Source organism: Legionella massiliensis (genome assembly GCF_000756815.1).
GTDB classification, from domain to species: Bacteria; Pseudomonadota; Gammaproteobacteria; order Legionellales; family Legionellaceae; genus Tatlockia; species Tatlockia massiliensis.
Genome location: NZ_CCVW01000003.1, coordinates 353081 through 377720 on the forward strand (window position 1 = coordinate 353081; position 24640 = coordinate 377720).

Below are 24640 nucleotides of genomic sequence, written 5' to 3' on the forward strand. Positions count from 1 at the left end.
GTCAGAGCACTTAAGGGTACTTGAAGAAGACTATTTAAGACGCAAAGAAAATGATCCTAATGCAACGAGAAATTATCCAAATTCGCCCAATTTTAGCACAAGAGGATCACATCGAGAAGAACACTAAGAATGAGGGGCGTAATGGTAATGAAGTATTTATTTTAGTTTATAGCGTTATAGATGATTCTTCTTTTGAATATATTCAGAAAATACTTCCATACTAAAAGAACAACATAAAGACTCTAAGTTTATTATTGATGCAAATAAAGAGGAGTTAAGACTGCCTTGTCCAATTAGTAAAATTCTCAAACTTATTGACCGGGCGCAAAAATCAGATACCTATGACATGGATCTAATTAATACAATTAATTCGACTCTTCAAGAGGCTCAAACTAATTCAACTAATAAAACCTCCTTATTTTTCCAAGATAATGCTCAAGGTTTTTATTGTAGTGCGGCTCGACTCTTAAAAGGAGACATGCAAAAACTTGCACCTGATTTCCCTTCTCTAAGAGGGGCACAACTACGGTGAGTCAAATAACCCAGTGAAGTTTCTGTAAGCTTACAGAAACTTCACTCAATGCCCGTCATCCTTCGCTACGCTCAGGATGACGAGATGTAGGCTACAGTACTATTAGAATATCGAATTTAGTGGTAGAGAGTGTTCATCATCAACCTCATGTCTATCCGCGAATTGTTTTAAGTCTCGGACTTCTCTGACACAGTCCATAAAGCTGCTGTCGCTATTAAATTGAGTTTTTTCAACATAGTCTTCTATTGCTAAACAGATTTCATTAATGTCCATTTCTGGATCCCTACAATCACCAATGATTCTTCGTGCTTCAACCAGGTGGTTTCTAATGTAGCCACTATGAATATAATTTGCAAAAACTCGTTCAATATCTCTTTTAGTCAAGAGAACATCTTCTATAGTACGGTGACGAGCATCCAGGTATTCAAATCGTTTTAAAAAGCTGTCGCCTGGAATATATTCCTGGGCGTACATGTACCCACGAAAATCTGTCATGATATCTGCAACACTGCTTTGCTCATCATTACATCTGGCGATAAGCTCATTCGCCTTTTGCAGATGGGCTCTACCAAAAAACGAGATAAAGCCAGTGGTATAGGTTAGCAGCAAGGCTTTTATTTCCTCTTTATCAAGAGTTGCTTTCTTATAAACCCAGCCTGCATATTTCAAACTATCCTTAGATGTCTGGTAGCCAACACTAAGGCGGGTGGTCCAATGATAATTGCCTAAGTTATTAATTGTTATCCTCGGTCTGGCAAAGGGATTAGCTCCCCGGGAGCGTTCTGTATTGCGGCCATTCTCAAGGATTTCTAAATGTACTTTGAAAAGATCTGCTAGATATTTCAGATCATGATCCGTGGCTAACCATTCTCTGTCTTCTTTTATATAGGCTAAGGCGTTGGCAATGATTGACGTCTCTTGTATTTGAAGCTCTACTGCCTTGAGGCTGCGCAGGTTCTCTTTAGCAGGGTAGCTGAGAGGAACAGTTAGCCCTAGATTTAATAAGCGAGAAACTTCCCCAATACGAAGTTGTTGTTCGTCATCAAGCTGGTCGAGGCCTAAATTAAATTCTGACTTAGCATAAAGTTCAAGGAATTTGTCGGGAACACTTTTAAGTATAATTTCTTGATCAATCGTATCATTTGCTTTAGCAAGCAGTTGTTTAAATAAATCAGGAATATCATTATCAATAGTTAATTCTTCATCTACGCTTAAGTGAGCACTTACTTGCTTAATTAAATCCTGTGCTTTGGCGTCAGCTAATTGATAGCTTTGTTCGAAGTAGGGCGAGTATACTCGGACCACATTATTTTCAGCATCGACAATCTGATAATAAAGAGTTTCAGCTTCAAGATCGTCTTGATCTAAGAGCTCGTCACCAAGGAGGATTTTGACTTGCTGATGTTTTAGTGCTCGTTTACGCTCACGTAATTCTCTGGCATAAAGAAGAGCTTCTCGCTTATACGGAAAGCCTTGTTCTAAATGTCGATGTGAGAGGCGGCTAGTGTAAAAGTCTTCCACAACCATTTGAAATTTTTTGAATTTTGCCAGTAGATCTTTATCTGCTTGAGCTAATTCTAATTGCTCATTTGGTTGAACAGCTAAAGTCTCTTTCCAAGGAACCATCGTTTGGTCAAGGTAATCTTCACCATAGAGATCCTCTAAGAAAGCTCGTTCTGCAGCACGATTAAGCAGGAAGGGATCTCGCTCATCGGCTAAGTCATAGGCAAGTTGTTTGGCAAAATGCTTGAGTTCTTCATTCTGATAAAGCAAGTTCCATTTTTTTGCGATACGAGCCTTATGATGATAACTGTTAAAGACTTCTAAAAACTGTACAAAAGGCATGCTGGAGCTCAAGCCATCAGCACGGCCCTCAATATAGACGCTGTTGTGATAAATTTCTTGCAGATATTGATTGTGTAATATTTGCCTTAAATCAGATTTGAGCTTCGATAACAGGGCTCGATCGGCTCTATTGCGTAAGTTGTAGCTAAAATTTGTAAAATCATCAGCAGTGTATTTATTTTTTGCGTTACTAACCGCATTTAAGATCCTAAGCTGTTCAGGAGCATTATTTCCTTTAGCTAGATCTCTTTGGATAATGTTAATTAAACCCATTGCAAAGGAATAAAATCCACAATCATTTTCCCCTGGATTATTGACGTCCTTATATAGAATTTTTCCATCGAAAATACCTTTCTGTTTTAGCTTCAGGCTCATGCTTTTATTTTTACCAAGTTGGATTATCGCACCAATATAACTTTCTTATGTTAAGGAAATCTTAAGAAAATATAAAAATTTTAATGCACTTACTTATCAAAACGATTACTTAATAGGCTAAGTAAAGCACCAGATAATAGAATAACTATACCTAGCGCTTGCATTAAATTAATTTTTTCCCCTAAGAGAAGAATGCCGAAGATCACTACAAAAACAGGTTCAAGGACAGACATGATTGAAGCTTGCAAAGAACTGATGTGTTTCAGTCCTTGAAGCAGCAAGACAATAGGCAGAGCAGTACAGATAATTCCTATCCCTAAAATATTCCGCCAAACAGATAGACTCTGAGGAATAGTAAAGGAATGATAGATCAAGGCAGCTATAAGGCTGGTTAAGGCAGAACCTATAGAAACCCAAAAGGTTGAAACTAAGGGGCTCACAGGACTGTTTTTACTGGCAATGATATAAAGGGCATATAAGAGCGCTGACAAGATAGAAACAGCTAACCCAATGAAATTAAAGGTTAATTTGCTACCGCTCGCAAGACAGATCATGCCGATTAAAATCACGACAAGTGCCAAATAGTAAACCTTAGAGATTTTTTGCTTATACAGTAAAAAATCAATAAGCATGACAATTGCTGGATAGGTAAAAAAAACAACCATGGCTAACCCTGAACCGATATATTGTGCTGAGATGAAATAACAGATAGAAGTCGTGCCATAAAAGGCAATCCCGTAGAATATTACTTTTACTGATTCAATGGGTTTTGTTTTGGGCTTATTTAGTTGGGGTATTAATAGGATAAATATAAAAAGACTGGACACCATAAAACGCCAAAACAACATATTTGGCACAGAAATATTGGCATCTATTACACTAATACCAAAATAGCCAATTAGCCCAAAAAACAAACCTGATAGTGCTGCAAAAAAAGCGCCGTTGCTTTTTAATGACAAGGGGATAGCCTCTGAAAATAGGGTTCGGCGATTTTAACAGAATTGTTGTTATTTCTCGAATTTAGAAACCCCTCATCCGCCCTATGGGCACCTTCTACCCGGAGGGGCGAAGGGAAAATAAAAGTCCCTTCTACCCGCTCGCGGGGAGAAGGTGCCCATAGGGTGGATGAGGGGCAACCCTTACAACTGGCATAAAGCCAAATCAAGCCTTGCTTCTGTCTCACGCACCTCACGCATTGAAGAAATCTCACAGAGCCTCAAGCTTAAACCATGATGACCCAATTGCATGCGCGGAACTATTCCGAACGATTTCTCAATTTTTAAAAGAATCAGATGACAGGATGTTTTGGGAGGTAAGGAGCGTTGATAGTAGCCATTAAACATTTCTATCTCGTTGAATTCAGCTGTATCTCTTAATAGAGTTAAATAAAGGCTAACAGTTGTTTGCAAGGGTTTTAGCGTTTCCAACCACCTAATAAGGTCATTTTGTCTTAATCTGGGATCAGATTCCAACCATAAAAGCAGTTGTGGTGAATGGAAATCACAATCAAAAAGCTGCGTTTGCTGGGTTTGTTTTATTGATTGTAAAAAGGGGTTGGTGTGAATATTGTCTCCAAAACGGCCAACAAAATGTGTGAGAATTTGAATTTGAATATGGAGACGGCTGAAAAGCTCAGGCGAGGTCTTTGCACCAGATTTAATTAGCGCATGCTCAATTCGCAGTAACTCTTTTAAAAAACGACTTTTAAGTTCAGGTTTCTCAACTAAGCTTAGGATTTCAATAAGATTTTTTAAGGCATAATGATGAATAACTGGATGAATCTCTTCACAGGATTGATTGATTGTTTGGTAAAGACATTCCAGTCGCAAAGCAATTTTGGGTAGAAAATGTGTGGCTAGCTCGAAAGTAATTGTGTCATCGCGCATTAAAATTGCTGTCCTTAGCTGGTATTGTAATCAAAAAAAGTTTTGTTAATCATGACTTTTGACTTGCCAATTGTAAATACTGACCATGTAAAATTTCAATTTTTTTTGCTAAGTCATCCAAAGTACTATCATTAAGAATAATATCATCGGCCAATTTTTTCTTAGCCTCTTCATTGCTTTGTACAGCTAGAATTGACTCGGCTTGTGTTCTACTACAATTATCACGTTGCATAACACGTTCAATTTGTTGTTCGCGATTAGCTAAAACAAGTAAAACACGATCCAAATAGGGATAATCGCTGCGGCTATTGAGCAGGGGGATTTCAATGAGGGCATAAGGACCAACTGAAGTGACTACTTTATCCTTCATATATTGTCTAATCAGCGGATGTAATAACTGTTCTAGCCATATTCTTTCTTGCGGCTTTCTAAAGATGATTTCACGCAGAGCTGCGCGATTAAGTTCACCAGAGGGGCTAATAACTGCTTGGCTAAAATGCTTGGCAATAGCATTTAGGGCGGGTTGATTAATGGCGGTCAATGCGCGGGCAGCCTCATCTGCACTGATAACCACGACACCTTGTTCTTGGAATAGATGACTGACAGTTGATTTTCCACTAGCAATAGTGCCGGTTAGGCCAATACAGAACATAGCTACTCTCTGGAGTTTAAATTTTTACAGGTCATCAGATTGATATAGCAGGTATCTGGAAAGGAACTGCCTTGTTGGCAAAAGGCCTTTGCAGCAATAGCTGCGTCGTCACGATGTTTATATATGTTGCTTGCCCATACTTTGGCCATCTGGTCGAGCGCAGTGCAGCGCCACATAGGACGGGTTGTGAGACCATTTAGAAACATTTCGCAGGCTTCTTTTGAGCTTTTACAGCTGGTTGGAACATTACTTAATTTTTTGCAATCGTCGTAGGATTTGTTGATTGCTGAAATTTCGTAACTGCTATCTACCGTCCATTCTTTCTGTTCCGCATCGCTTGTAGAGCAACGCCAAAAATTGCCGCTTGCTAAGCCATCTGTTGAAGCAAGGCTAAGTTGGGAACTAAGATAGGCAATGAAAAAAAATACTGTCCCTAGTTTTCTATTAGTCATCCTAAATCCTCCTCCACAATCCTTGTTAGCTGCTCATAGCCCATCGCTTTTGCAAAAAACCAGCCTTGCACAAAATTGACATTTCTGGTGGTTAGGAAATGCAATTGTTCTGCAGTTTCTACACCTTCAGCAATAATGTTTAACTCCAAGCACCTCGCCATATGGATAATAGCGTGATTAAGCGTCTCTGTAATCGCTCCTGTGCCTATCGCCTGCACGAAAATTTTATCAATCTTAAGATAATTAAAGGGAAAATGTTGCAAATATTTTATGCTTGCATGTCCTGTCCCAAAGTCATCGATAGCCAGAGAGTAGCCTCTAAGTCTCAGGTCATTCATCTTTTGCACTAACTTGGGATCATCCTGATCTAAAAGCTGCCTTTCAGTCAGTTCAAGCATAAGCTGTCTGGCAGGAATTTTGTAGGCTGCACAGAGCTCGTAAAATTGATTAAAAAAATCCCTATCAACAAAATGACCTGCTGATAAGTTAAAGGCTAAATGAAAATTGGGATATTTTTTTAGTAAATCAGAGCATTCTACAAAGGATTTTTCGATAAGTTGCAAGGTAATCGGCACAATTAAGCCAGACTCTTCAGCATCAGCAACGAAGACATCGGGCATAATAATTTCATTAGCATCCGTTTGCCAGCGTAATAAAACCTCTGCACCGCAATATCGGTTTCCTGCTTGATCCTTTACAGGCTGATAAACCGGTTGAAAATGATTACGCTTTAATGCATTGACCAAGGCATAGTGCAGGGAAAAACGATTGTTTAGAATCGATCTAAATTTAAGATAAAGAATACAGGAAAGCAGTGAAATGCCGAGAATAAAGGGAAGCTCATGATAAAAAAAGGAAGCATTGGGTCTTAAGGGTAGTGTTTTGATGCTTATCCCATAGTTATTTAAATTCTTTATTGGTGAATTGACGCTTTCTGTAGAGTAAATATTGCCTAAAGACACAACCAGATTACTATCTCCGACAATCAGCGCATTTTCATGCTGTTTTATCTTATATAAAGCGATTAGTTGATCTTGTGTCAGTGATGATTTTAGAATATCGAGAAATACATTTTCCAAGATGTAGACGCCCAGATAATATTGCCCAAGTTGTTGCTCTAACAAAAATACACTCTTATCCTTTGAGCCAATTGCCATAGGTCCATAAAGTGTTGGATTTTGCTCAGAAGGCGGGGGCAGAGGATAGCCAGTTTGGATAGTCGAGCAAATTATCTTATTGCTATTATCTGAGAGAACAGCGCCTAAAATAGCCGGATTTTTTTTCGATACGCTTTGTAGAATGGGTAATAAATCACCTTCACAGGTCTTGAGTTCCCGGCCATACAAGGGCAGGGAATAAACCTCATGAAGAAAGGAGTCGATAACTGCGGCAAAACGCAGCTCTATTTGATTAGCGCTGAGTTGCATCAGCTTTTTCTTTTGCTGGTGATAGAGCTGCCATTGATAATGAAGTGTAACGACTAATAGCAAAATCGTAAGAGATAGCCAGATTAGATCTAATGCCAAATGTGCATTGATATATTCTCTATAGTTTCTGCTTTTCTTCATTGAATTCTGATTTTAATAAATCGCCTTTATAGAGTTTAGGGTAATTTCGGCTAAATTCTCAATTGTCTGCTTGTCTGTATTAAGAGGTGGTAGCCAATATAGGGTATTTCCCAGAGGTCTTAGCAAGGCACCACGCTCAAGGGCTGCCTGATAAAGCTGATAACCAAGGCGTTTGCTGCCATTGGGGATTAAATCAGCGGCAACGATGGCGCCAATTGAACGAAGATTGCTAAATTTGCCGCTTAATTCAGCGATTTCTTGAAAATTCTGATACATCAATGAGCCAAGTTTCTGTGCTTTTTCATTCATTTTTTCAGTTTCCATAACCTTGATTGTTGCTAAGGCCGCACTGACTGCCATGGCATTTGCACTAAAGGTATGGGAGTGTAAGAAGGATTTTCCCTTGTCATAGTCATCATAAAAAAGCCTATAAATTGGGTGATCAATCAGGACACAACTGATAGGGACAGAACCCGAAGTTAAGCCCTTTGATAAACAGATTAGATCGGCATCAACACCCGCATGATCGCAGGCTAGCCATTCACCAGTTCGTCCAATACCGGTCATAATTTCATCAGCAATCAAATAGATATCATTGGCCTTTGCCCAATTTGCTAATCTTTTTAAGAAGTCAGCACTGTAGCAACGCATGCCATTTGCCCCTTGGACAATAGGCTCGACAATCAGTGCACAGACCTTTGCCTTAATAGTTTCCAGTTTTTCCAGAGTCTGGGGCCAATAGGCGCTAGCATCGGACCATAGGGGATCGCTTTGGTCAGCGACATAGGGAAGAGAGCTTAGGAAATGGCATTTGACACCATAGCCCTCATAAGGCTTCTTAAAGAGGCCTAGGTCACTGATACTTAGAGTTGCAAAGGTTTCACCGTGGTAGGCATTTTCTAAGGAAATAAATTCATTCCTTTCGGCTTGACCCTGTAATTGTTTCGCGTGTAAAGCCATTTTCATGGCAATTTCTACAGCAGATGAGCCATCGCAGGCGAAGAATACATGTTGTCTTCTGCTGATTTCCATCAGCTTTTCACCAAATTCAGCCAGTTTGGAATGGGTTGTATTAGCAGCTATCACATGTTCAAAAGAATCCAATTGCTCTTTGAGGGCAGCGATAACCGCTGGATGACCATGGCCTAGCGATTTACACCACCAGCTCGAACCGGCATCGATTAAGGGACCTTTATCGGTATAAAGATAAGAACCCTTTGCATGATTGACAATAATCGGCGGGCAAAGTTCAAGGTCCTTCATTTGGGTGCATGGATGCCAGATGTGTTTTAAATCTTTTTCTATTAAGCCCATTCTGTTAACCCTACGTCAAATTTTGGTTGACAAGAAATGACGTGACTCTATCATGTTCGACATAATAAAAAAAAGAGGTATGAAGTGACTAATTTAACCGAACGTTGGACCTTGAATGCAATAAAAGAAGTTTATGAACAACCTTTCAATACGCTTCTCTATTCCGCACATAGTATTCATAAAGAACACCATAATGCCAATGCCTTACAGTTGGCAAAATTGCTAAGTATCAAAACTGGCGCCTGCCCCGAAGATTGTGGTTATTGCTCACAAAGCGGGCACTATTCAACCCATGTTGAAAAAGAAAAACTAATGGCTGTCGATCAGGTTTTAGCCAAAGCCGCGGAAGCTAAAGACAATGGTGCAAAACGGTTTTGTATGGGAGCCGCCTGGCGTTGTCCACCCGATAAGGCGATGCCTGAGTTAAAGCAAATGATTGCCGGTGTCAAAGCGATGGGGCTTGAAACCTGCATGACCTTAGGAATGCTTGAGCCTAAGCATGCAAAGGAGTTAAAAGAAGCTGGCTTGGATTTTTATAATCACAACATTGATACTTCACCCTCCTACTATGACAAAGTCGTGACAACCCGTCGCTTTTCAGATCGTTTAGAAACACTAGAAAATGTGCGTCAGGCAGGGATAAGCGTTTGTTGTGGCGGTATCTTAGGTTTGGGTGAGACTCGTGACGATCGGATTGAGTTTATCCATACTCTGGCTAACATGTCGTCGCCCCCTGAAAGCGTTCCTATTAATCGTTTAATCCCTGTAGAGGGTACACCGCTTGCGCATTCTAAGCAGGTTGAGGGAATAGAATTGGTACGTACAATTGCTACTGCGCGTATTACCATGCCATCCAGTGTTATTCGTCTGACTGCAGGGCGTACAGAAATGAGTGATGAGTTACAGGCTCTTTGCTACTTCGCCGGTGCTAACTCTGTATTTATCGGGACGAAACTGTTAACTGAAGCTAATCCTGAGCGTGATGAGGATAGGGTGCTTTTCGATAAATTAGGATTAAAGGCCTTTGCCGAAGCATGATAAGTTCCGCACTCTCTGAGCATTTGTCTCTATTAAAAAAGCAAGGCTTGCATCGAGAACGCATGCTTGCTGATTCTTCTGATAGAGGCATTAGTTTTAGTTCAAGCGATTATCTATCCCTAACCCAAGAGAAACAGGTTAGAGAAGCCTTTCAAAGAGGGTTTAGCAAATACCCCTCCGGCAGTGGAGGTTCGATGGTAATCTGTGGTTATCACAAGAGCCATCGAGCGCTCGAGCAGGCCTTTTCGGAGGCCTTGAGTGTTGATGATGCGCTTTTATTCAGTTCAGGCTATGCAGCGAATCTAGGCCTTGTTTCTTTATTAGCCCATTTTAACAGCCACATCATTATTGATAAGGCTGCCCATGCTTCATTCTATGATGGCTTGCACTTAAACGACTCTAGTTATAGCCGTTATCTACATAATGACTTAGCCAATTTGCAAACTAAGCTGGATGAAAGACCGGTAAATCCCGTTGTAATCGCAGAAAGCGTATTTAGTATGAGTGGTCAGACAACCAATCTTAGCGCCTTATCTGAGCTTTGTTGGCGTTATGAAGCGGATTGCCTGGTTGATGAAGCTCATGCCTTTGGCGTATTTGGCCCCCAGGGTTTAGGGGCTGTGATGCAACACGGCTTGGGGCAGGAGCAAATTCCCTTAAGAGTCTTTCCTCTGGGCAAGGCTTTCGCCTTTCAAGGTGCAATTGTTGCGGGTAGGGGAGAGTGGATTGATGCCTTGTTGCAATTTGCCCGTTCACACCGCTATTCAACAGCGGTTAGTCCCGCGCTAGCCTATGGTATGACAGAGGTTTTAACCTTTATTCGATCTGCTGATGAACGACGGCAGAAGCTTTTTCATTTAATCGATTATTTTCAAAAGCTGCGTGAATCATCGTCTTTAACCTGGCGGGCTTCAAAAACACCTATTCAGCAACTGCAACTCGGCTGCCCTCATAAAGCACTTAGTTATGCGAGTTTTCTGCGTGAAAAAGGGATCTTCTGTCAGGCGATGCGCGAGCCAACAGTCTCTAGGAAAGACACGGGATTAAGGGTGATTTTGAATTATCAGCATGAGCCGGAAGACCTGGATAAATTGTTTTATTTCTTGAATCTCATTGCTGCAGGGACATTAGAGCAACGCTATGAATCTGCACATTGAAATTAAAGGCCAAGGTTTTCCCTTAGTTTTATTCCATGGCTGGGGTTTTGATCACCGCATTTGGTTAGACCTTGCCTCTGCTCTTGCCAAGGATTATCAACTTTACCTGGTCGATTTACCTGGCTTCGGCATGAGTCCTTTGATGAGTTGGGAGAAGTTCAAAGAAAAATTGCTAAGGCAGCTCCCTCCTGATTTTGCAATTGCTGGTTGGTCTATGGGAGGGCTCTTTGCAACCCGCCTTGCCTTGGAAGAGCAGCAGCGGGTAAGTCATCTAGTCAATATTGCGTCCTCACCGCGTTTTATTAAAGAGAAGTCTTGGCCTGGTGTTGATAAAGCCATTTTTGATAATTTTTTCCGTAACCTGGCCATCGATCCAGGGGAAACTATTTCACAGTTTGTGACCCTACAATTAGGTAAACAACCAAATCGCTATCAAAATCAACATATGCCTGAGACAGCCAGTTTAAAGGCCGGGTTGGACATATTGGCTAGCTGGGATCTAAGAGAAGAGCTGCATCAATTCAAGAAACCCGCCTGTTTCATGTTTGGCCGCCTGGATGCAATCACTCCGCGTGTTACCATGACTGCTATGCAAAAAATGTATCCGACCTTCGACTATGTCATGTTTAACAAGGCTGCACATATGCCTTTTTTGTCGCACCAGGATGAATTTTTAACAATTTTGGAACAATTTTTTAATGAGACCTTATTTCATAACAGGCACTGATACTGATTGCGGAAAAACCTATGTTTCTTGTCAGCTGCTAGATTATTTTAAAAACAGAGAAAAACCTGCTTTAGCTTTAAAACCTGTAGCTAGTGGATGCCGGGAAAATAACGGGCAATTGGAGAGTGAGGATGTTTTGCATCTGACCAAACACAATAGCCCCACTGCCTATCCTATCAATGGCTGGCAATATGCTCCACCCATTTCCCCGCATCTGGCTGCTAAGGCAGTCAATAGCTCGCTATCAGTTAAAGAGCTCGCAAGCTTTTGCTTAGATGAGCGATATCAATCATTTTCCCCCTTATTGATTGAAGGGGCTGGCGGTTTGATGGTTCCTCTTAATGATGAGGAAACCTGGGTGGATTTTTTAACCTTTACAAAAATACCTGCCATCGTTGTTGTTGGTATGAAGTTAGGTTGTATCAATCATGCTTTGTTAACTGATGCCGTATTAAAAATGAATAATATTGAAACTGTTGGCTGGATAGCGAATTGCCTCGATAGCTCTATGCTGGCTTTGGAAGGGAACCTGGCAACATTAACAGATAAAATGCAGATCCCTTTGCTTGGTGTTTTGCCTTATAAGGGGAAGTTTGAGGGGGATAATTTGGAGAGGATGTTGTGCTAAAACTGCCCCTCATCCGTCGCTTCGCGCTACCATCTCCCCTGAGGGGCGAAGGGAGATCTAAGAATCCCTTCTCCCCGCTTGCGGGGAGAAGGTGCCCGAAGGGCGGATGAGGAGCTGCTAGCTCTAAGTTCTTTCCCTATATTTGCCGAGTTGCTCAACGCGAACGGATATAAATATCCCCTAATCTACAACCATTGTTCACAAAGGGCTTGTTAGATATAATCCTTAGTTCTTTTTTGATAACACTATGAACAAACAGTTGCACGGAGATTTTTGATGCCAATTTACGAATATGAATGCACAAGTTGTCATCACCATTTTGATTTAATGCAAAAAATCAGTGACCCACCTACAAAACAATGCCCCAAATGTTTTGAAGATACCGCAAAACGGCTTATTTCTGCAGCTGGATTCCAATTGAAAGGCAGTGGTTGGTATGCGACTGATTTTAAAAATAAGTCTAAGCCAGAAGCGAAAAATAGCGGGGACAGCAGTAGTAAATCAGGTGAATCAAGTAGCTCATCAACAAGTACAAAAGGCGAAAAAGAGTGAAGTCTAAATCCCTGCGCAGTTATCTTTTAACTGGCTTGATCGTGTGGTTACCGGTTTTGGTAACCTTTGGTGTCTTAAGTTTTATCGTTGATCTTCTCGATAGAACCATCGCTTTGTTGCCTTATGCCTACCAGCCGAAGCAGCTTTTAGGCGTGCAAATTCCTGGGGTTGGCGTTGTTATTTCACTTGTGCTCTTATTGGGAACAGGCATTCTGACAACAAACCTACTGGGGCAACGGCTAATGGCTTGGGGAGAAGCGTTTTTAGCTAGGATTCCCTTGGTCCGCTCAATTTATAACACCGCAAAGCAGGTTATTCAGGCTATATTTGCAACGAACAGCCAGGCCTTTCGTAAAGTCTTGTTAGTAGAGTATCCGCGAAAAGGATTGTGGTCGTTGGCCTTTCTTACTGGCTCACCACATCCTGAGTTAGCATCGCAAATGGGGGAAGAGATGCTTACGATTTTTGTACCTACAACCCCAAACCCGACTTCTGGTTTCTTAATGATGATTCCTAAAAGCGAAACGGTTGAATTGTCTATGACGATTGATGAAGCGTTAAAATTTATTATCTCCTTAGGAGTTATGCAGTCTGCGCCACAATTGCAGATTGAGAAATAAAAGTCTAATTAAAAAACAGGTGGCTTTATGAGATCACATTATTGTGCAAATGTTAATGAAACAATGGCTGAACAATCGGTAACGGTTTGCGGTTGGGTACATAATCGTCGCGATCATGGCGGTGTTATATTCCTTGATATTCGAGATCGTAGCGGATTAGTTCAGGTTGTTTATGAGCCAGAGTTTGCCGATATTTTTGCCATTGCTGAAAAGTTACGTCATGAATTTGTTGTGCTTCTTAAAGGAGTAGTTCGTTTACGTCCTGAGGGTATGATCAACGATAGAATGGCGACAGGTCGCATTGAGATACTGGGAACAGCACTGGAAATACTCAATCAGTCACAAACCCCACCTTTTTTACCTGATGCACATCAATCCATTAATGAAGATTTACGCTATCGCTATCGTTATATTGATCTCAGACGACCAGACATGCAGCACAATCTGATACTTCGCCATAATTTGGTTCGCTGCATACGCGAGTTTCTCAATGAGCAGGGCTTTATAGATATCGAAACGCCGATGCTGACTAAAGCAACTCCCGAAGGAGCACGTGATTACCTAGTACCATCGCGGGTACATCCTGGGGAGTTTTATGCGCTGCCGCAGTCGCCGCAATTATTTAAGCAGCTATTAATGATGTCAGGTTTTGATAAATACTATCAAATAGTGCGCTGTTTCCGTGATGAAGACTTACGTGCCGATAGACAACCTGAATTTACCCAGCTTGATATGGAAATGTCCTTCATTGATGAGGCCACTATTCAGACTATTATCGAGGGGATGCTGCAAAAAGTCTTCAAGGAGATCTTAGAGGTTGAATTACCCGATACTTTGCCTCGTATGACCTACGCCGAGGCAATGCGTCGTTTTGGCAGTGATAAGCCTGATTTACGCAATCCCTTAGAGCTGGTGGATATTGCTGACTTAGTGAAGGGCAGCGGGTTTAAAGTCTTTGCGGATGCCGCTGAAAATCCAGAGGGCAGGGTTGTTGCCTTAAAATTACCAGGGGGTTGCAGCTTAAGTCGTAAAGAATTAGATGATTATAGCCAATTTGTTGGTATCTATGGTGCTAAAGGTCTGGCCTACATCAAAGTCAATGATAAATCCCTGGGTATGCAGGGGTTACAATCGCCTATCATTAAATTTTTAGATGAATCAGCTGTTACAGCAATTCTCGAGCGGGTTTCTGCTCAGACCGGTGATGTTGTCTTCTTTGGTGCTGGTCATGTACAAATCGTTAATGAATCGATGGGTGCCCTGAGAGTTAAATTAGGACAGGATAGAAATCTTATAGAACCAGGCTGGCGTTTGCTGTGGGTTGTTGATTGGCCGATGTTTGAACGGGATCTGAAAACAAACCAGTTAATGGCGATGCATCATCCCTTTACATCACCACAAGAGTTATCAATAGACTCTTTAAAGCAAAATCCAACAAAGACACTTGCTAAGGCTTACGATATTGTAATCAATGGCTATGAAATTGGCGGGGGCTCAATCAGGATTCATAATCCTGATTTACAGCAAACCGTATTTGATTTATTGGGTATTGGCGAAGAAGAAGCAAAAGAAAAATTTGGTTTCTTATTGGATGCTTTGCAATTTGGCTGTCCGCCGCATGGTGGTATCGCCTTGGGCATGGATCGTTTAGCTATGCTGCTAACCAACTCAAGCTCAATCCGTGATGTCATTGCCTTTCCAAAGACACAGTCTGCATCTTGCTTGCTGACAAATGCGCCAACAGCAGTGAGTAATGCCCAACTTAATGAGCTAGGAATCCGTCTTGCACCGACAACACAAAACAAATAGTTTTGTATGGGGAGAAAATGTCTAACCCCCAAACAGACTCGAATTCCCGCGGCTTGACCGCGGGTTCTTTAGGTTGGCTCTCAATCTTTTTTTTAGCTGCACTCATGATGGCTTCAGGGCTTCTGTTTGCCAAATCTGATGCTAGCGCAAACAAATTAATCGAATACCTGGTTCAGGAAAAAAATAATCTAAGCCTGGCTTTAAATGAAGTTAAATTGCAACAAAACCCGGCTAGTTATGAGGAATATCTCCGCTTTATGCGTGAAAATAAGGCGATGGCAATCTTAAATCAGGCAAAAATCATCAGCTTTGATAATTTCCTTACTAATCAGAATAAGCAACAGCAAGATTATATTGTGCGCTTAAAACGCCTACAGCAAAAACCGGTCTCAGATATCAGTTCGCAAGAGCGTATAAGCCAGCTTAATACCCTGAGTGATATTAATAAGAAAACCATTCAGTTAATTAATGAAAACCTGTCTTTAGCCTCTAAATATCAAGAGGCATTAACGGTACAAAATCAGCAATTGGAGTTGTGGAAATCCAAGGATTTAATGCATGGACAGCTGGAAAAATTACGTACTCAGGATGATAAGCTCAAAGCCTCCTTGGATAACTATTATGAGTACAGCATTAAAATTCAGGAAGAATCAAAAGCTCATCTGAGCACCTCACCGAATTTTAATCTGGAAGCAAAACTATTATTAAATAACCAAGTTATTAATTTAACTCAGCATAAAATTGCAGAAATTGATTTACAGAAAAAGCTAGTCAAAGCGGATTATTTATTACAAAAAAGCCCTGATATACGTACCTTGCAGGCTGTGACCGAAACTTACAAAGATGCGATTAATCAGTTATTAGAAATGGAGCAATCCTTAAAGAAAATGATGACCATGCTGAGCGATGAGCAGCAGCAGGTGACAGATGCTAATGTCAAACGTCAATTTACAAGCTTATTGCGTATTGTCAAATCCAGGTTAGAAGGGATTACTATTCAGCAACAAACACTGCAGGAAGATCTGGAAAATCATGAGCAGGAATTGAAAAAACAATTGTCTGTCCGACAAAGCTTATCTGAATACCGCTTTGATAGTTGGCCTGTTATTATCGAGCAAATTTCCCATATTCCTAGCCAACTTTATAGCTATGTCAAATCGCTTGTTTTAAAAGTCAAAGACAATTATTTATGGCAAGACCTCTTACCTGCAATGTTTGTATGGTTATCTTTAGGTCTTGTAGTGCTAATCGCCTTTGGTATGCATAAAATTCTTAAACGGCTAACCAGTAATAAAGAGCGTTCCCGTTTAGCAGGGCATCTCTATGGCGCTGCCCTAACTTTGATAGGTCGTAATATTACTCATTTATCAATAGCAACGGCCTTAATCCTGTCGCTCTACTTAAATCATGTTGCTTTTGCGAATTATCAATTACTCGTTAATCTGATCGTTGTTTGGCTTACCTTCCGCGTGCTGATTCAAATTGCAAGCCTCGCCTTATTTGAGCGCGTAAGTGATTCTACAGGTTATGATGTTTCCTTGTTTTATCGACTTAAATGGCTTTTCCTGGCTGGAGGATGGACAACCGCATTAATGGTAATTTCTGATGAATTACCGCTGTCTTCATTATTACAAGACATTTTTAGCCGTTTATTTATGCTCTTTTTAGTCTTGGTCTCCTTTGTTCTCTGGCAGTCAAGAGATGTAATCGCCCATTTACTACATCCCTTGTTAAAAACGAAGAAACGCTATTTTCGCAATGCGGTTATGCTATTAGCGGTACTCATCCCTTTAACCCTGTTTACCACAGCAATTATTGGTTTGATTGGTTATATTAATCTGGCATGGACGATGAGCCGCTATCAGGTTCAGATTCTATTGATAATTTCAGGCTATGTTTTACTTCGCGGTTTATTTATTGATGCGCTGGAACTTGTTTGTGAATGGATGATCTCCAGTTCCTCAAATGGCTGGCTATGGATTGAGGTTGTATTAAAGCCCTTAGATAAGATTTTGCGGGTATTTTTATTTACTGCCAGTCTTTATGTGTTATTCCAGCTTTTTGGTTGGCATTGGGATTCTGCAGTAATGATCGGCTTACGTGATTTTGCCGAATATCCCTTGGTCAATATGTCTGGAATTTATATTACTGTGCTTAGCATTATTGAATTCCTTATCTTATCCTCTGTTTTTGTTTGGGCCTCAAAATGGACCAGAGAGCTTAGTTATCGCCGCCTCTATCGCGACGCCCGTGATGCCGGTATTCGTAATAGTCTCTCCGTTTTTACACAATATGCGGTTATTCTTATTGGCGGTTTTATTTCCTTGCGTGTGCTAGGTCTTGATTTTAGCGGCATGTCAATGGTTATTGGCGGTCTTGCTGTCGGGCTGGGTTTTGGTTTGCGTGATTTCGCCTCAAATATTGTAGGCGGACTTATGCTCCTCATTGAACGACCAGTACGTGAGGGTGATTTAATTACTATTGGCACGCATGAAGGGCGTGTTGCCCATATCGGTATTCGTTCTATGAGGGTGTCATCCTGGGATAATACGGAAGTACTGGTACCCAACGCTGAAACCTTTAATAAACCGTTTACTAACTGGACCCATCAAGACAGCATTGTCCGTACAGTTGTGCCTATTAAGGTAAGCAGGGCAGATGATCCAGCGATGATCCAGCAGCTCATTTTAGATGTGCTGGCCATTATTCCTGAAATTGTTGCTGATCCGCCGGCACAGGTTTTTCTCAAACAAATTGATGACGCGCTTATTGAATTTGAGGTTCGTTATTTTATCAATGTACAAATTCATACCCGTTTTGAGGTTCGCTCAAAGGTTTTGTTTGCAATTATGGCGCAATTTAAGGCCGCAGGAGTGAAACCACCGATACCGCCAATCAGTATTGAATTAAAAGAGGATCAACATGAACCTGTCATTGCCAAGAAAATTACTGAGCAATGAAGAGGAGCTCTTAGCCAACTGTCAGATGATTGAGGGCGTAAGTTTTCTTCAATTGGCAGCCTCTTTGCAATTATCAATTCCCGCAGAAAGCCAGAAACGAAAAGGGTGGACAGGGCTGGCTATTGAAATGGCCTTGGGAACCACGGCGGGCAACAAAGCCATTCCTGATTTTGCCAATCTTGGTATTGAGCTGAAGACCTTGCCCCTTAATGAAAATGGCAAACCGGCGGAATCAACCTTTGTAACCTCCATTCCTTTGCTTACTATTCATCAACAAAATTGGTTATCCTCGCAATGCTACGCAAAATTAAAACGGGTCTTATGGCTACCAATTGAAGGCGATAAGGCTATTCCTTTCGAACATCGGCGTATTGGCAGGGGTTTCTTATGGTCACCCAAGGAGTCTGAGGCAACTATTCTTGCCGAAGATTGGAATGAGTTAACAATGATGATTGCAACAGGACATCTAGAGGAAATTAACGCAAGCATTGGGCAGTATTTACAGGTTAGACCTAAGGCAGCAAATGCAAAATCACTGTGCTATGGCTTTAATAGTGAAGGGGAAAAAATTTTAACCCTGCCACGTGGGTTTTATTTACGAGCTGGGTTTACTGAGCAGGTTATTCAAAACAGCCTTTAGTTCTTGCACCACTGCTAGATCCTGCGGCTTGAGCCATAGGCATCTACAAAAGTGTCTGTAATAGATCAGTCCTGTCATCCTAACGCAACGCCATCCAGAGCGCAGCGAAGGATCTAAGGGATTAGCACTGTGCCACCTTCAGGAGATCCTTCGCTGCGCTCTGGATGACGTAGTGTTGGGACAAGGCGGAACGGGACTTTTACAGACACTTTTGTAGATACCTATGGGCTTGACCGCGGGATCTATTGGTAGTCGATCGGGCTTTAAGATGCAAAGATGCTTGCATTCAACTAAAAATTGATTAAAGTTAGATATTTAAATTGTTACTAAAAATGGAGTTGGGTATGAAAAAGTTGGTTGCTGTATTATTTACTTCTTGTATCTCGGCAAATTTCGCCGCTATTGCTGCATCACCCGAGCAGTTATCAGGTTCCTCATCAAATCAAATTCAACAATTAAATTCTCAGATACAGACTCAACTAAAACAAATGCAGGCTGACCAGCAAGCTCAAATAGATAAGCTTAATTCCCAAGTTCAAAATCAACTAAAACAAATGCAAAGCCAATTGCAGGATCAAATTCAAAAAGTGAATACAATGGCACAAAATCAAATCAAACAAGTGCAGACAACTTTGCAGCAACAGATAAAATTAGTTCATGAAGAGGTTATGCAGAATAAGGGGTAGTGACCGGGCAATGGCATCAACTTAAGGAGTAATACCTCAGGTGATGATGCCTTAAAATGTGCTGACAATTTAATGTATGATATATAAAAAATGAATAAAGATGGAATATTACAAGGTGAGTTTTGAATTTTAAACTAATAAGTGTTTATAGATTGTCTCAGCGCAACGTCATCCAGAACGCAGCGAAGGATCTCCTGAATGTGGCACAGTGTTAATCTCGGAGATCCTTCGCTGCGTTCTGGATGAGGTTGCATTAGGGTGCTAGGGTTGACTAAACTGTATGCAAAAAGTTGAATTGAAGATACAACTTGTAATAGCTCACGTGGGATGTAAAAATTTTGGAGAAAGTTCAACTTTGAGTCCAGGTCGAGAGAAAAACGTGATTAAAAGTAATAGGTCATCCTCCCCCCAGTATTGGATTCCCGCGGCTTGACCGCGGGATCCGGTGTTCACTCTGAGCCCATAGATCCCGCGCTCAAGCCGCGGGATTTCGGGATGAGGGGACCAACTATAAAGGAGCGTTTGTAAGTAATTGCACAATATGAAAATTGCCATTGCGGCACGCTTTTCTAATCTTCAAGGTAGTAAGCATAAAAATTCTTATTTTTCTTCTTTTATCGACTCATGTAGCCATTTGTTCATAACTATAAAGCGGTACTTGTAGTAAAAATTCACTGACATTGTGTTTAACGACATCTTTTAGACAGCCAGCCCGTTCAAATACTTTTTGTTGCCGTTCAGAACTTGTGCCTTTATCAATAATGGTATTAAGAGTTGAAAAATAGGTTTGATAATTAAGCTTTTCGATATATGGTTGTAATTTTTCAAACCATTCTTGAATATCTTCACGCATTAACTTTAATTTACCATCCGTATTCATCACTAACTCAGCGTTTAAACCATAACGCATCGCTCTCCATTTATTTTCTCGAGACAGCCAATAGGGCGGGTAGGCTACTGATTCAAGCCAACTCCCATTGTCACTAAACCAATAAGCAAGAGTATGAATAAAAGCAACTATGGCTACGGTTTCAGATAATGTTGCTGCTCCATCGCATACCCGAATTTCCAATGTGCCAAAACCAGGGCTTGGTCGCAAATCCCACCATAAATCTTTAAGCGTCTTAATAGAGCCGCATGATTTTAGTGTATTATATAAATGCTCAAAATCTTGCCATTTACGTACATGATAAGGTTGGCCAGCAGTTGGTAACGATTCATAGGTAGTCGGGCGGCAGGAGGAAAGGCCCGTATCAATTCCTTGCCAAAACGGGGAGCTTGATGACAGGGCTAATAAATGGGGTAAAAAGTACATAAAAAAATTATTAAAACGAATACACTCTTCACCAGTAGACATGCCCAAATGAACATGTAATCCATAAACACTCATCCGGCGAGTTAGCCATTGATTACGATCAATTAGATCCAGATAACGTTCCGTAGGAGAAATAATCCAATCAGAATAACTGGAAAAAGGATGGGAACCATTAGTTGCAAATTGGATACCCATATTTTTTGTAGCGAGCTGCAATGATCTCAGTGTTTGATAGAGATCATCTTCAACATGGCGCACAGAGCTACATATATCAGTATTAATCTCTATAGTACTTAAATAAAACTCAGGTTTAATTTTTTTAAGATGAGCAGTTTCTTGCAATACTTCTTCTGCTCGAGAACATAAATTATAGGTTGAAGAATCAATCAATTGCAGTTCAATTTCTACTCCTAAAGTAAGAACACCGTTACTTCGAAAAGAAATTTCTTCTTCATTTGACAATGGAGTTAATAATGCTGAATTAGTATAACTATTAGATATTAATGAGGATGCATTAAGTTGATTTGGCATCATTTAATCCTTCTATTTTATTATCGGCAGTTCCCTTGCTATTAAATTAATGTTTCAAAAAATCCCTCTCATTACAAAAGGTCATCTCAAAATTTAAAAAGGCCTCTACAGTTGCTGCAAATAGTTAAGTACAATTGTAATTGTCTCTAGTAAATTCATATCTACAGATATAATTTGTACACGAACTATTTTGTTATACTAATAGCAATAGTAATCAATTTCAATAAATTATTATAAGACCTTAGTCATGAACTCTACTGATCAAAGCCAGCTTGAAAAAAAAATAACCGATGATACGCAGTCTGAAAAACGAGCCAAGAAGATTCTACTTGCTCTGCGGAAAATAATGCAGCATATGGATAATCACTCAAGGCGCTTAAATAAATGTTACGGCCTTACCGTGCCACAGCTTATATGCTTATATGAAATTTATGAAAAAGGCGTCATGACGATTTCTCTATTATCCAAGAACGTTCATTTATCAATGAGTACTCTAGTAGGTGTCATTGATAGGCTGGAGGAAAAAGGATTTGTTCAACGTACGCGGGATATTAAAGATAGGCGTATGATTTTTATTAATATAACAGAAAAAGGGACAGAGTTTGTTTGTTCCTCACCGTATCTTCTGCATAATCGTCTTAATGATAACCTTCAGGATTTAGCTGAATACGAACAAATAAATCTCGCTAACTCTGTTGATATCTTAGTTAATGTCTTGAAGGAGCTATGATTCAGCTAATTTGTTTTTCCAGAAAATTTAAGAACTTAGTCCAAGTACAGGGGTATGATTTTGAAAGATTAGATTAATCCGTTGCATCAGCTTTTCTCTCATTTGTTTGGGAGCCAGATGAAGGGGGATGATGCTTACTTTATTTTTGTTATGATACTGGAAGAAGTAATGCATTTTATAACTTACCAGCTTTGCACGTAGCTTATCTGGCCTGAGTCTAACTTCTAATAGAGAAATTAACTTCACTGGCCAGGCATGACCAAGCCCACAAAAATTACCAAGATTATAAGCACAAATTCCATGACTAAACCATTCTATCGGTTGCAATATGTGGGTATGGGTACCTACCAGAAAATCTATACCTAATTTATCGATCAAATTTTTTGCCGATTTTCTGGTCATATGACATGGAAAATGCTGAAATTCAAATTCCCAGTGTGGGATACCAAATAGATAATCAATCTTGGTAGATGATTTGAATTGTTCCCAGTCATAATATTTGATGTGCTCACTTCGAAGCGTACCGAGATCATGTGAGGGAAAAACCTCGCAATTCATCCATTCAGTCCAAGCAGTAAAACCTATATTCATCTCTTTAATTTTTATAATATGAACAGGTGCTTTATTTGGCTCATATCGTCCCAGCGGCTTAATGCCCATGTCTTTCAATAGTTCATAGGTTTTCAAATAAGCAAGATAACCCTGATCTCCAGAATGATTGTTGGCTATGGAAAGTAACCATTGACTAGTTGGCAAGCTGGTTTGTTCCATGATGCCTCTAAGATAAGCTTGTGGCATCTTGAAGTTAAATTTATATCTGGCTTTTGGATTTAAATCATCAGTACTGAGAGGCGATTCACAGTTTCCTATGAATAGATCGGCAGACTGAATTAGATTAGAGAGTTCGGTATGCAATTCAGGAATTTGATCACCGGGCTGAACCATAATATCACCACAATAAAGTAAATTAAGATCATCTGGTTTTGGGTCAACAAATTGGAATCTATCAGGAGCTGATTGAAGTTGCGTATGATTACGAGTACTTGGCCAATTATAATAGAGTGGCCAGCGCAAAGTATAATGCCAAGGATATGGGGAAGTTATCATTTATTCTCCTAGGTTGTCTCTATAAATTCGTTAACTATTCGCTATTTCAAAATTGAAACCATGGTTCGTTAGATTCAGAAAATCCTCTAAAAAATTTCCTTTTATCAATTGATAGATATTCCCTCTACGACGCTGAATAGTGAAAGGATGATGGCAGTTCACAATGAGAAAGCGTGAAAACAGCTTTTTAGCAGTAGGTGTACAATAACCAAAGTATTGCTGATAGGGGCTCGAAGCTAAAGTAAATAAACCCGCGTATGTGATGAGGGCGGGAAGAAGTTGTAATGATGTTGAGTGATGTTTAATGAGGAGGCGCGACCATTCCAGGTAGCGCAAATCATAGTTATTGCCAAGAAAATCTCTAAGTATGTCTGAATCAAAAAGTTGAGGGCTCTCGAACGGTGCAGGCGTAAGCCTTACTGTAGCGACCATTTCACCTTCGAACCAGGCAGCGTAACTTGTTGAGCTCTTATCAAGATAATCTAAGCCTTTCTTATCAAGTTCCGCGACCATGTATGTTCTTTTTAGTGAGTAGTTTTTCAGTCTAAAGCGTCCCAAAAGCTCAAACTCTTCAGTTGTTTTGATTTTACTGAAGGAAATCATCCCGGGATCACTATATCCTGAGATGGTTTTTGCAATTGATTCCATAGTATCACTTGTCAAAGACAGCGTTTTTCTCTCTGTATACATAGGATTAAATAATGCAATATCACTGTTCATATCCCATTCCTTTGCATAGATTTAATATTATTTGATTCATTAACTGCAATATTGGTTACTTTCTCAAATTCACAGATGGTGTTTTTGCCAAATGTACAATGAAATAATTCCTGGAAATAGGCTAAAAAAAGACCATAGATATGGTGTAGGTGCTGGAACAAAACTAGTTTGTCCTCTTCGTTTTCAATAAGGGCTTGAAGAACTTCCCAGACAAGATCGTTATGGCTTTCTTTGATATCATGATTCACGTGACTTCTGGCTCCTTTGAGATTTTCTTTCCCAAAAACCTTTTCCAAATTATCTAGCCAGACAGGTTGAGTCATACCCGTGGTATATTCCAGAAAGTAAGCGCTAGCAATAGCAGCCATAGGGCCTTCATGTTCTAAGGTATAGTGAAAATAGCCGTTTAAAAGTTTGGTAGAGAAAAACGGGGTATATTTCGTATAGATATCGTCCAGGTTGATGCCAGCTAATTTTTGTAAATCCCGTGCGAACATATGACCATGAAGCATTTCATCTTCTGTATACCTAGCCCAATATTTTGCTAGTTTGGGCTGATGCTTCGCAAAATAGTGAATAACGAGAGCGTCTATCAAACGTTTATGTCGTATGCGTAAAACTGTTTCAATCGTATGTCTCACAAAATAGTCTAAATTGATTTGTTCCGAATCCTTTTGATATTTTCCTAGAGGGGCAACCTCGTAAAATCTTGTAATCATTTGATCTAGAATGCGGTTTACTTCGTTTCGTAGATTTGTTTTATCAATCACTTTATTTACTCCTATGGCCGAGCCCA

23 protein-coding genes are annotated in these 24640 nt (G+C 40.3%); 12 read left to right on the plus strand and 11 right to left on the minus strand.

Annotated features, from left to right (window positions below; translation table 11 throughout):
• Positions 1-59 precede the first annotated feature (59 nt).
• On the plus strand, positions 60-224 hold the full coding sequence (locus BN1094_RS19900) for a hypothetical protein (protein ID WP_176695306.1): 165 nt from the start codon (positions 60-62) through the stop codon (positions 222-224).
• Positions 225-634: 410 nt separating this feature from the next.
• Here the strand turns inward: BN1094_RS19900 and BN1094_RS13150 are convergent, their stop codons facing one another.
• From BN1094_RS13150 to bioA, 7 genes are all read right to left on the minus strand, one after another.
• Positions 635-2752, minus strand: coding sequence for a hypothetical protein (locus BN1094_RS13150; RefSeq protein WP_043874901.1), 2118 nt, complete (start codon positions 2750-2752; stop codon positions 635-637).
• Between the two features lie 89 nt (positions 2753-2841).
• Positions 2842-3711 carry a DMT family transporter gene (locus BN1094_RS13155; RefSeq protein WP_052403291.1) on the minus strand — a complete coding sequence of 290 codons (870 nt, stop codon included), beginning with the start codon at positions 3709-3711 and terminating at the stop codon, positions 2842-2844.
• Between the two features lie 180 nt (positions 3712-3891).
• Positions 3892-4638 (minus strand): cell division protein ZapD, encoded by a 747-nt coding sequence (gene zapD / locus BN1094_RS13160; RefSeq protein WP_043874903.1) that lies wholly within the window; start codon positions 4636-4638, stop codon positions 3892-3894.
• 49 nt (positions 4639-4687) lie between these two features.
• Positions 4688-5290 (minus strand): dephospho-CoA kinase, encoded by a 603-nt coding sequence (gene coaE / locus BN1094_RS13165; protein ID WP_043874904.1) that lies wholly within the window; start codon positions 5288-5290, stop codon positions 4688-4690.
• A 2-nt stretch (positions 5291-5292) separates the two neighbouring features.
• Complete coding sequence (locus BN1094_RS13170) at positions 5293-5742, minus strand: hypothetical protein (RefSeq protein ID WP_043874905.1); 450 nt, start codon at positions 5740-5742, stop codon at positions 5293-5295.
• Positions 5739-7310: an EAL domain-containing protein gene (locus BN1094_RS13175; RefSeq protein ID WP_052403292.1), complete on the minus strand. Its 1572-nt coding sequence runs from the start codon at positions 7308-7310 to the stop codon at positions 5739-5741. Before BN1094_RS13175 ends, BN1094_RS13170 begins: the two co-directional genes overlap by 4 nt.
• Positions 7311-7322: 12 nt before the next feature.
• Positions 7323-8624 carry an adenosylmethionine--8-amino-7-oxononanoate transaminase gene (bioA, locus tag BN1094_RS13180; protein WP_043874906.1) on the minus strand — a complete coding sequence of 434 codons (1302 nt, stop codon included), beginning with the start codon at positions 8622-8624 and terminating at the stop codon, positions 7323-7325.
• An 84-nt stretch (positions 8625-8708) separates the two neighbouring features.
• On the opposite strand from bioA, the gene bioB reads away from it, so the two are divergent.
• The 10 genes from bioB (at position 8709) to BN1094_RS13230 (ending at position 19441) form a co-directional block, all read left to right on the plus strand.
• Positions 8709-9662 (plus strand): biotin synthase BioB, encoded by a 954-nt coding sequence (gene bioB / locus BN1094_RS13185; RefSeq protein WP_043874907.1) that lies wholly within the window; start codon positions 8709-8711, stop codon positions 9660-9662.
• Complete coding sequence (locus tag BN1094_RS13190) at positions 9659-10819, plus strand: aminotransferase class I/II-fold pyridoxal phosphate-dependent enzyme (protein ID WP_043874908.1); 1161 nt, start codon at positions 9659-9661, stop codon at positions 10817-10819. The genes bioB and BN1094_RS13190 overlap by 4 nt, the downstream gene beginning before the upstream one ends.
• Positions 10803-11546, plus strand: coding sequence for an alpha/beta fold hydrolase (locus tag BN1094_RS13195; protein WP_043874909.1), 744 nt, complete (start codon positions 10803-10805; stop codon positions 11544-11546). Before BN1094_RS13190 ends, BN1094_RS13195 begins: the two co-directional genes overlap by 17 nt.
• On the plus strand, positions 11518-12174 hold the full coding sequence (gene bioD / locus BN1094_RS13200) for a dethiobiotin synthase (protein ID WP_043874910.1): 657 nt from the start codon (positions 11518-11520) through the stop codon (positions 12172-12174). The genes BN1094_RS13195 and bioD overlap by 29 nt, the downstream gene beginning before the upstream one ends.
• A 276-nt stretch (positions 12175-12450) precedes the next feature.
• Positions 12451-12726, plus strand: coding sequence for an FmdB family zinc ribbon protein (locus BN1094_RS13205; protein WP_043874911.1), 276 nt, complete (start codon positions 12451-12453; stop codon positions 12724-12726).
• The gene (locus tag BN1094_RS13210; protein ID WP_043874912.1) at positions 12723-13346 is read left to right on the plus strand and encodes a DUF502 domain-containing protein; all 624 of its coding nucleotides are present in this window, start codon (positions 12723-12725) and stop codon (positions 13344-13346) included. Before BN1094_RS13205 ends, BN1094_RS13210 begins: the two co-directional genes overlap by 4 nt.
• 27 nt (positions 13347-13373) lie before the next feature.
• On the plus strand, positions 13374-15155 hold the full coding sequence (aspS, locus tag BN1094_RS13215; RefSeq protein WP_043874913.1) for an aspartate--tRNA ligase: 1782 nt from the start codon (positions 13374-13376) through the stop codon (positions 15153-15155).
• A 17-nt stretch (positions 15156-15172) separates the two neighbouring features.
• Positions 15173-18115 (plus strand): mechanosensitive ion channel domain-containing protein, encoded by a 2943-nt coding sequence (locus tag BN1094_RS13220; RefSeq protein WP_043874914.1) that lies wholly within the window; start codon positions 15173-15175, stop codon positions 18113-18115.
• Positions 18078-18755, plus strand: coding sequence for a DNA mismatch repair endonuclease MutH (gene mutH, locus BN1094_RS13225; RefSeq protein WP_043874915.1), 678 nt, complete (start codon positions 18078-18080; stop codon positions 18753-18755). Before BN1094_RS13220 ends, mutH begins: the two co-directional genes overlap by 38 nt.
• A 344-nt stretch (positions 18756-19099) precedes the next feature.
• A complete protein-coding gene (locus BN1094_RS13230; RefSeq protein ID WP_052403293.1) occupies positions 19100-19441 on the plus strand; it encodes a hypothetical protein in 342 nt (113 codons plus the stop codon).
• 622 nt (positions 19442-20063) lie between these two features.
• Here BN1094_RS13230 and BN1094_RS13235 read toward each other — a convergent pair.
• Positions 20064-21287: a carboxylate-amine ligase gene (locus tag BN1094_RS13235; protein ID WP_043874917.1), complete on the minus strand. Its 1224-nt coding sequence runs from the start codon at positions 21285-21287 to the stop codon at positions 20064-20066.
• 247 nt (positions 21288-21534) lie between these two features.
• On the opposite strand from BN1094_RS13235, the gene BN1094_RS13240 reads away from it, so the two are divergent.
• Complete coding sequence (locus tag BN1094_RS13240; protein WP_043874918.1) at positions 21535-22017, plus strand: MarR family winged helix-turn-helix transcriptional regulator; 483 nt, start codon at positions 21535-21537, stop codon at positions 22015-22017.
• Positions 22018-22044: 27 nt separating this feature from the next.
• Here the strand turns inward: BN1094_RS13240 and BN1094_RS13245 are convergent, their stop codons facing one another.
• The 3 genes from BN1094_RS13245 to BN1094_RS13255 are packed head-to-tail and all read right to left on the minus strand — an operon-like array spanning position 22045 to position 24614.
• The gene (locus BN1094_RS13245; RefSeq protein ID WP_043874919.1) at positions 22045-23124 is read right to left on the minus strand and encodes a CapA family protein; all 1080 of its coding nucleotides are present in this window, start codon (positions 23122-23124) and stop codon (positions 22045-22047) included.
• A 30-nt stretch (positions 23125-23154) separates the two neighbouring features.
• Positions 23155-23844, minus strand: a complete 690-nt coding sequence (locus BN1094_RS13250; protein WP_043874920.1) for a hypothetical protein — start codon at positions 23842-23844, stop codon at positions 23155-23157.
• On the minus strand, positions 23841-24614 hold the full coding sequence (locus tag BN1094_RS13255; RefSeq protein WP_043874921.1) for a hypothetical protein: 774 nt from the start codon (positions 24612-24614) through the stop codon (positions 23841-23843). Before BN1094_RS13255 ends, BN1094_RS13250 begins: the two co-directional genes overlap by 4 nt.
• Positions 24615-24640 lie beyond the last annotated feature (26 nt).

What these genes read in the sequence shown, in the direction of transcription:
- BN1094_RS19900 (WP_176695306.1), top strand. Translation starts at nt 60, where the DNA reads ATGCAACGAGAAATTATCCAAATTCGCCCAATTTTAGCACAAGAGGAT.
- BN1094_RS13150 (WP_043874901.1), bottom strand. Translation starts at nt 2,752, where the DNA reads ATGAGCCTGAAGCTAAAACAGAAAGGTATTTTCGATGGAAAAATTCTA.
- zapD (WP_043874903.1), bottom strand. Translation starts at nt 4,638, where the DNA reads ATGCGCGATGACACAATTACTTTCGAGCTAGCCACACATTTTCTACCC.
- coaE (WP_043874904.1), bottom strand. Translation starts at nt 5,290, where the DNA reads ATGTTCTGTATTGGCCTAACCGGCACTATTGCTAGTGGAAAATCAACT.
- BN1094_RS13170 (WP_043874905.1), bottom strand. Translation starts at nt 5,742, where the DNA reads ATGACTAATAGAAAACTAGGGACAGTATTTTTTTTCATTGCCTATCTT.
- BN1094_RS13175 (WP_052403292.1), bottom strand. Translation starts at nt 7,310, where the DNA reads ATGAAGAAAAGCAGAAACTATAGAGAATATATCAATGCACATTTGGCA.
- bioA (WP_043874906.1), bottom strand. Translation starts at nt 8,624, where the DNA reads ATGGGCTTAATAGAAAAAGATTTAAAACACATCTGGCATCCATGCACC.
- BN1094_RS13190 (WP_043874908.1), top strand. Translation starts at nt 9,659, where the DNA reads ATGATAAGTTCCGCACTCTCTGAGCATTTGTCTCTATTAAAAAAGCAA.
- BN1094_RS13195 (WP_043874909.1), top strand. Translation starts at nt 10,803, where the DNA reads ATGAATCTGCACATTGAAATTAAAGGCCAAGGTTTTCCCTTAGTTTTA.
- bioD (WP_043874910.1), top strand. Translation starts at nt 11,518, where the DNA reads ATGAGACCTTATTTCATAACAGGCACTGATACTGATTGCGGAAAAACC.
- BN1094_RS13205 (WP_043874911.1), top strand. Translation starts at nt 12,451, where the DNA reads ATGCCAATTTACGAATATGAATGCACAAGTTGTCATCACCATTTTGAT.
- aspS (WP_043874913.1), top strand. Translation starts at nt 13,374, where the DNA reads ATGAGATCACATTATTGTGCAAATGTTAATGAAACAATGGCTGAACAA.
- BN1094_RS13220 (WP_043874914.1), top strand. Translation starts at nt 15,173, where the DNA reads ATGTCTAACCCCCAAACAGACTCGAATTCCCGCGGCTTGACCGCGGGT.
- mutH (WP_043874915.1), top strand. Translation starts at nt 18,078, where the DNA reads ATGAACCTGTCATTGCCAAGAAAATTACTGAGCAATGAAGAGGAGCTC.
- BN1094_RS13230 (WP_052403293.1), top strand. Translation starts at nt 19,100, where the DNA reads ATGAAAAAGTTGGTTGCTGTATTATTTACTTCTTGTATCTCGGCAAAT.
- BN1094_RS13235 (WP_043874917.1), bottom strand. Translation starts at nt 21,287, where the DNA reads ATGCCAAATCAACTTAATGCATCCTCATTAATATCTAATAGTTATACT.
- BN1094_RS13240 (WP_043874918.1), top strand. Translation starts at nt 21,535, where the DNA reads ATGAACTCTACTGATCAAAGCCAGCTTGAAAAAAAAATAACCGATGAT.
- BN1094_RS13245 (WP_043874919.1), bottom strand. Translation starts at nt 23,124, where the DNA reads ATGATAACTTCCCCATATCCTTGGCATTATACTTTGCGCTGGCCACTC.
- BN1094_RS13250 (WP_043874920.1), bottom strand. Translation starts at nt 23,844, where the DNA reads ATGAACAGTGATATTGCATTATTTAATCCTATGTATACAGAGAGAAAA.